Consider the following 7087-nt stretch of genomic DNA (forward strand, 5'->3'; position numbering starts at 1 on the left):
CTCTTCAAGGGGTGGGTTTTCACCACCATCCGAAAGACAGTTAAGAATCTTTGAGGGTGTTTCCTCGCGATTCTCCTAACTCTTACCCCTCTAGAAACTAGAGGCTCTTAGTTAGAACGAGCCGCACCTTCGTTAAATGTTGATTTGATTTTGTTGACCGTTGAGGGTTGAGAGTTGACAACCGAGGTTTTACTGCCCTAATGTAACTTAAACATAAATATGAGTTAAAATCGGATATAATCTATGTATAGAAGCTATTTCAGGTTAAAATATTCGTCTCTAAGACAGACAACTCCTGACTCAGAAGGCAGAAGGTAAATTTTAGGTAAGCATTCAGCTGACCACTGACCGCTGACCGCTGAATGCTTACTGGTCTTGAAAGTTTCCTGCATCATTCTTGGTGATTAGCCCAATAAGTATATAGATACTTAAAAATCAGCTATTAGCACTCAGCATTCAGCAGGTAGTGCCTTAGCTGAATGCTTACAATTTTAGATGGGGCCCTTATCCCCATCTAAAATGCAGCCACCCAGAATTTGTGGGGGATTCTTTCACGATCACAAACATGGAACATTTAAGGATTGAATACATCGCCAGGGTCATGAATTGGGAAGCTAATTCTATGCTTGAAGCAACGCTATGGATACTTACCACGCTTTTTATAGGAACTCTTATATCTAGTCTTTTTCATCGCTTCAGGTTTGGTGCAACAGTTGAGCAACTAATCGAGACAAGATTTTACGAGGTTTTACCAGTACGTAGCCTTTTTTGGGCTTTATTTTGTGCTTTTGGTTACGGACTAGCTTTTACCTCGTTCGCTGCTTTGACAAATATTTTTCAATTAGTTTTTAATGAATCACGATCATCTGAAACCGCATGTAAATTACTTTTAAGCGGAGGATTGGCATTTTTATTTGCTATTACACTTAAATCTTTAAAGTATGCTCTTCTGAGAATTCCAAATCAGAAGCCTCTACCTGTCAAAACAGATGGAGTATCAGTTCGTTATGGAATTCATCCTCGCTTGTTAAAAACTTTGGGTTTTGAACGATTTCCTAATGAAAAATCTCCCAAAAATGTTGAAGAGCGGATAGTTAGATATTTAATTGCTGTGATAGGTGTAACATGTATAGGATTGATCTTTTTTATCCTATTCAAAAATAATGAATACAATTTTGAAATAGATTTTACCACTTCAATACAGGATGTTTTATCGCAAATACCTTCTATTCAGACATCTTTTATATTAACCACTATTGCCATTATTCCTACGCTAATTGTGTTGATAATATTCAACAATAGGGATTACACATTCCTGAATTTAAATCAATCTTTGCTTGTTAAAGTTGGGATTGTTTTTTTGAGTATCTTTTGCCTTAGGTATTTAAATTTCAAATTCTACACGACTGTAGTTATAGTTGCAATAATCTTGTCTTTATATGGGCTGCGAATGATAGCAGACTTAATCTTAGAATCGTCGTATACAAGAGTTAAGCGAGTATATAATCCCATTGCAGAAAAAATTAAGCATTACACCTCATATCTTGAGCAAATTTATATTGACCCACAACTAAAACTAGGTTCACTACAGAAAAATCAACTGGCAGATCGTATCAGCAGGGGTTGTAAGAATTTAGAAGAGCGAGGAATCTTTGTTGTTCGGAACTTGGCAAGATTCTTGAACTTGGTTGAGGTTCAATATGAGGAATTTGCCGTTGCTATGCTACGTTACCTCACTGTACGGCGGTATATCACTCTTGGTGGTGCTTCTGGCACCTATCGCCCACTTCAGCGTCCTGCTGTACCCATGTGGGATTATGACCTATTTCCTCTTCATCCTCCCAATGGCTATGTGAATTGGATTGATCCGCTCTGGCTTCCTAGCCAATGGGACGTTGTAGAAACATGCTGGAGGTGTGGAGGAACAGGGCAAGTTATGACAACTGTTACTGAAACTGATTCAGAAGGTAATACAAAAACCCGTAGAGAATATGAAACTTGTGGTACATGTAGTGGCAGTGGGCGGTTAAAGCACACTCAAATTCTTAATACCCAATGGCAAAGGATGATGCCCCTAGTTACATATCCTAGTATTCCTATACCTGAACTGGTTGAGGATGCAGAAGAGAAAGTTTTCTACCGTCAACCAATCACAGAAAACTTTGTTGCAGCAACTGAACAGGCAAGAGCAGCAAATGCCAACAATCTTATCCTACAGAAAATGTATCAAACTGGAAGTGAGCTTAAACAGCTTCACAAGCTTCATAAATCAGAGGTAGAAAACTTGCATAATGGCTATCTCTATCGTGCAGATTTTCAAATTGCTTCTTTTCGGATGATAATGATTGAGTTTGTGAATTTAGGTAGACGTTTTGGATGGTTCTTTGGACGACGACCTGAATTTTACTTCCCTCAACTACCGCTCTCTTATAGTGCGGTTTTTACCTTGATGTTGCTGCCTCCTCTTGGGTTGGCTCTCTCGATATTTCTTTTTAGATTTTCAACAAAAATTTTTCCTTTGCTAATTTCATGTATTAAGGTAGCTTTATCTTGAATCCCCAACGTGGTTTTACCTTGGCGATCGCTACTTACCGAAAGTCTCCAAATGCCGATATGCCCTTAAATAGCATGAGCAGACCACTTATTAAGATAGCAATCGCCAGCCCACCAGCCACTAAATCCAATAAGTTAGTATTTTCCAATTAAGGAGCCTCTCACCTTGATCAAATGCTAACCCAAAAGTCCCCAGTCCAAGTCATCTCTCATGCTGTCACTGAAGCAGGCATCTACCAAGTACAGCAGGGCTACCGAGTAGAAGTCAGCAGCACCGAGACTTAGTTTTACTGGCATCCAGGTATCTTTCGGGTTGTGCAAGAACTCAGGGAGTGGTTGCGACCTCAAGTCCACGTTTGTGGAAACGTTGGAGGCTTTTCGGACAGCAATGTCTTTTGGTTTTTGGCGATGGATCCAAACACAAACGAACGTATTGGCAGCTTAAATCAAGGATTTAGGCTTTGTTTGGGGCTAATTTCTTTTAAGTCCCGCTAATGCTTAATCCCTAATTCCTACTCCCAGATCCGCTGTTACCTTTGCTATAATTCCTAATCCCTAAAAAAATTGTCTAACATTTTTAACAAATTCATTGACGTTCTCAAAATGGATGTTATGTCCACAATCAGCAATGACGTTTAAATTAGCTTCTGTACAAAGTGTTACTATTTCTGAGTTAATCGATTTAAATTTATGATCATAGTCTCCGACTAGCAAAAGCAAAGGAACTTGATTATGTTGGAGTGATTCCCACAGAGATGGTTGGCATCCTGTACTCATATGACGCAGAGATTTAGCTAATTCCACAGGATTATTTTGTTGTCGAATCTTGATAATCTGTTCAAAGTTAGGATGCTGCTTGAGGGAGGTGAACAGAGGCTGATTGTACCAATTTGATAAGAAGGTCAATAAATCCCCAGTTTCCAATTTTTCGGCAATTTGCCAATCTCGCTGACGGCGCTTTAATTGTTCTTCTTGAGTCTTTAGCCCTGGAGATGCTGATTCGAGTACTACTTTACTAAAACATTGGGGGAAATGAAGGGTCATGTAGAGAGCTAATCGACCTCCCATAGAATACCCAACTAAAAAGCATGGTTCAAAGTTTAACTGCTCTAGTAATTCCTTTAAGGCGTGAGCAGTGTTTGGCATAGTGTAGCACTCATCCCCACCTAAAATTTTGGTTTTACCATGACCAGGTAAATCAACAGCTAGACAACAAAATTCCTCACAAAGTAATGATATTGCTTCATCAAATTCCTGGCTGCTACCCATGAATCCATGGCAAAAAAGAATCCGTGGTTGCTCTCGGTTTCCTCTTAACTCATAGTGAAACTTATATAGCATTTATCAAATATAAGCGCGTTAATTGCAGTTATGAGGTACGCTTTTTAACCTCAAAGTCCCCCTTTTTAAGGGGGATTTAGGGGGATCGCTTTGTACCTCATAGCTATAAGAATTGCTATAATTGTTACAATTCATGATATCGAAATTATTTTAACTGATTATCCAACAGCAACGACCAATGAACACAGGGTTAAACTAAGGCTTTAAGAAGCACCATTAGCTTCAGGTTAATTTCCGCCAGTTCTTTATTGGGATCAGAACCAGCAACAATTCCAGCACCAGCGTAGAGTCGAGCGTGATTACCTGCTATCAAAGCAGACCGAATCCCAACGATAAATTCACTATTGCCTTGATAATCTATCCATCCGAGGGGAGCAGCATACAGAGAACGGTCAAAGCTTTCGTAGTGTCGGATTTGCTCACAAGCAATTTTGGTAGGAACACCAGCCACTGCTGGAGTAGGATGCAGTTTCGCTATAATATCTAGGGGATTGACATCAGCTGGTACTACTGCCTTAATCGGAGTCCATAAATGCTGAATATTCGACAGTTGCAGCAGTTGGGGAGATGGCGAAAAATCCAGTTCAAAACCCAGTTGACAAAGACGTTGGATAATAAATTCACTCACTGCGTTATGTTCACGTCTTTCTTTTTCACTACTAAGCAATCGGTTCGCCAAATCCGCATCTTCGGCTCGGGTTTTACCTCGTGGTGCAGACCCTGCTAAAGCATCCGTCACTAACTGATGGTCGTAAATACTAATCAGACGTTCAGGACTAGCGCCAATAAAGTTTTTGCCTTTGCCGTTACTGATCGAAAAAATATAGCAATCTGGATAGTTATGGCGCAAATTGTCCAGAGAATCTACCAGATTAAACGGTATTGGTGAGACGACATCGACGGCTTGGGAAAGGACAATTTTGCTAAATTGATTGGCTTGGATAGATTTTAAGGCTGATGAAACCGATAATTTGAAGTCTTTGGCTTTTTTTGAATCTTGCTTGAGAAATTCATGATGGTTAGCCTTACCAGTAAAACAGTAGAGCAGACGACCAGAAGAGGTGATTAGATTGAACTGCCGACCTACGCTTTCGACCAGCCAATCCAGATTAACTTGAGAGTTAATTTCAAGATTAGCTACTACTACACATCGGCTTTGACAAAGTGAAATTTGCCAGCGAGGTAGAAAAATAGTGGCAGATGGGAAAGGGTTGTTACTATTAAACTTGTCAGCAAAAAACGTAAAGCTAGAGAAGAAATGAGGTCCAGCAAATCGCTGCTCTATTTTACCACTAATTATGGTGTTAGCTAAACATGAGTCGATAAATTTTTGTGCTTTATAGAAGCGTTGCTTACCAGCTAACTTAAGGGATACAGCCGCATCAATAGCAACAATTGATTCTTGATTACTTCTATTTTCAAAATAGAAGTGTAGGGGCTCGGGTGTGGAGGCAAAAGGGGCGGCTCTATCCCGAATTGCCTGAAAAACTGCCAGTGGGTCGAGGGGGGGGATTTCTTGAGAAATACTGGCTATTTTGGCAATACCTTGTTTTTGAGATTTTTTCTGGCAGGCTAAGAGAAACTGATGTAACTCTTTAGCCTCATGAAACAGGTTAGCAGGGCAGGGAATGACTGACATATATAGCCTTTCTTTAATTACAGGAGTGTTTACGTCAAAGAACGAAAACATAAACGCGATTGACCTTGGCCAAAAGGCCACGCTTGGCCAAAAGCCACGCTGCGCGAACGCGAACGGTCACGCTACGCGATTGGCCGTAGGCCACGCTAAAAGCGATTGACCTTTGGTCACGCTACGCGATTGGCCGTAGGCCACGCTGCGCGAACGCTCTTTACTAAATATTTCTTAATTTGTATTTACATAACTTATTTAATTCACAGACTTTATAGTTACTAATGATCAATTATCAGCATGTTTGGCAATTAAGAAAAGCAGGGTAAGGGCAAAAATCAATAAATAGGGGGTATTTAAAGGCTATTGATAATTAATTTCAATAATTGGGATAATCAAGGCTTACTATGGTCATAATCCTTGCTCTATTCTTGATGCAGTCGCTCATGGGGGAATCCCCTTTGGCGGCGCTGCATCGCTATCACATTTTGGTTTAATTTTTCTTGCGCTTACCCTAGAATTATATAATTGCTCACCATTATTTTTTTTTTAATGATAAGCCATAGTTTGGGTAGTAAAAATTTTTGTTTGGATGACAAATCATTTATTTTGTCACTAATCAAGACGGAAATCAAGGGGATATTAGTATAAACAATCCCTGATTAATTTTTATAACCTACTACAAATAAAAAGCTGCCCTTTTGAGTAGACACTACTTCAGTTTTCATCAAGCATACTTCTCTTAAGAGGTTAACAATTTTATCGGTGGAGTAAAACGGGGGATATTTGACTCCGCCAATCAATAAATCCATTATTTCTAATTCTGGCAAAAATGATGGTGAAGGAACCAAACTTTCAGTGGTAGCTTCCAGGATAATCACCATACCCTTTGGTCTTAAAACCTGAAAAGATTCGGTTGAAGTATAATCAAAAATACCAAATTTCACAGTTACAATAATAGCTTTATTTTGTCAACTGGTGGCATCTGACAGCATTTATGATATTTCTAAGATTCTGATTATATTTGATGACCAATGCTAAGCCTATAAATTTAGATTGCAGTCCAAATCTTTGCTGTTTCGACTTGATATCTAGAGTATCCCTTTCTGGCACTTTTACATTACTGGTCATACTTTTTAGTCATACTTTTTAGGATTGCTTACAAGACTTACAGGATGCGTTAATAACGCACCCTACTACTTATAGAGTTTGGGGTTCAGTTTTGCGTAAGTCCTATAGTAATAGTAGTGTTTATATCACTTGATTTAATATTTGATCAATAAAATTTACAAAAATTGACGTATTATCAAAACAAGACCTTGATTAGGATTAATGGTATTCTGCTATTGCTGCCCCTTAACACCCTTTAACTGAGATCTTGGACCATTGTCATTGTCTTGATGCAGTCGCTCATGGGGGAAACCCCCAAGACCGCGCTGCATCGCTAATCGTAGGGTGGGCAGTGCCTACCAACGCGGTTTGTAAGCTTCATTATCTTTCTGGTGCACTGCCCACCCTACATGAACCTTAACACCGTTGAAGACCGTTTACCCAAGGCTTGAA

At 39.5% G+C, this 7087-nt stretch carries 7 protein-coding genes; 2 read left to right on the forward strand and 5 right to left on the reverse strand.

Annotated features, from left to right (window positions below; genetic code table 11):
* Positions 1-254: 254 nt before the first annotated feature.
* Positions 255-395: a hypothetical protein gene (locus F6K37_RS28285; RefSeq protein WP_154659858.1), complete on the reverse strand. Its 141-nt coding sequence runs from the start codon at positions 393-395 to the stop codon at positions 255-257.
* A 170-nt stretch (positions 396-565) separates the two neighbouring features.
* Here F6K37_RS28285 and F6K37_RS28290 point away from each other — a divergent pair, with 170 nt between their 5' ends.
* Positions 566-2554: a hypothetical protein gene (locus F6K37_RS28290; RefSeq protein WP_287253754.1), complete on the forward strand. Its 1989-nt coding sequence runs from the start codon at positions 566-568 to the stop codon at positions 2552-2554.
* Between the two features lie 176 nt (positions 2555-2730).
* Here F6K37_RS28290 and F6K37_RS28295 read toward each other — a convergent pair whose 3' ends face one another.
* The 3 genes from F6K37_RS28295 to F6K37_RS28305 all read right to left on the reverse strand — a co-directional run bounded on the left by F6K37_RS28295 (position 2731) and on the right by F6K37_RS28305 (position 5533).
* Positions 2731-2901: a hypothetical protein gene (locus F6K37_RS28295; RefSeq protein ID WP_154659859.1), complete on the reverse strand. Its 171-nt coding sequence runs from the start codon at positions 2899-2901 to the stop codon at positions 2731-2733.
* Between the two features lie 207 nt (positions 2902-3108).
* Entirely contained in the window at positions 3109-3894 is a 786-nt protein-coding gene (gene menH / locus F6K37_RS28300) for a 2-succinyl-6-hydroxy-2,4-cyclohexadiene-1-carboxylate synthase (protein ID WP_287253756.1), read from the reverse strand.
* Between the two features lie 190 nt (positions 3895-4084).
* Entirely contained in the window at positions 4085-5533 is a 1449-nt protein-coding gene (locus F6K37_RS28305) for an isochorismate synthase (RefSeq protein ID WP_287253758.1), read from the reverse strand.
* Between F6K37_RS28305 and F6K37_RS28310 the strand changes: the two genes are divergently transcribed.
* Positions 5523-5693, forward strand: a complete 171-nt coding sequence (locus tag F6K37_RS28310) for a hypothetical protein (protein WP_287253759.1) — start codon at positions 5523-5525, stop codon at positions 5691-5693. The genes F6K37_RS28305 and F6K37_RS28310 overlap by 11 nt on opposite strands.
* Positions 5694-6186: 493 nt before the next feature.
* On the opposite strand, the gene F6K37_RS28315 is transcribed toward F6K37_RS28310, so the two are convergent.
* Entirely contained in the window at positions 6187-6471 is a 285-nt protein-coding gene (locus F6K37_RS28315) for a hypothetical protein (RefSeq protein ID WP_287253761.1), read from the reverse strand.
* Positions 6472-7087 lie beyond the last annotated feature (616 nt).

The sequence above is a fragment of the Moorena sp. SIO4E2 genome (genome assembly GCF_010671945.1).
Classification (GTDB): Bacteria; Cyanobacteriota; Cyanobacteriia; order Cyanobacteriales; family Coleofasciculaceae; genus Moorena; species Moorena producens.

Coding starts and splice junctions, on each gene's coding strand:
- F6K37_RS28285 (WP_154659858.1), bottom strand. CDS start 395: ATGATGCAGGAAACTTTCAAGACCAGTAAGCATTCAGCGGTCAGCGGT.
- F6K37_RS28290 (WP_287253754.1), top strand. CDS start 566: ATGGAACATTTAAGGATTGAATACATCGCCAGGGTCATGAATTGGGAA.
- menH (WP_287253756.1), bottom strand. CDS start 3,894: ATGCTATATAAGTTTCACTATGAGTTAAGAGGAAACCGAGAGCAACCA.
- F6K37_RS28310 (WP_287253759.1), top strand. CDS start 5,523: ATGACTGACATATATAGCCTTTCTTTAATTACAGGAGTGTTTACGTCA.
- F6K37_RS28305 (WP_287253758.1), bottom strand. CDS start 5,533: ATGTCAGTCATTCCCTGCCCTGCTAACCTGTTTCATGAGGCTAAAGAG.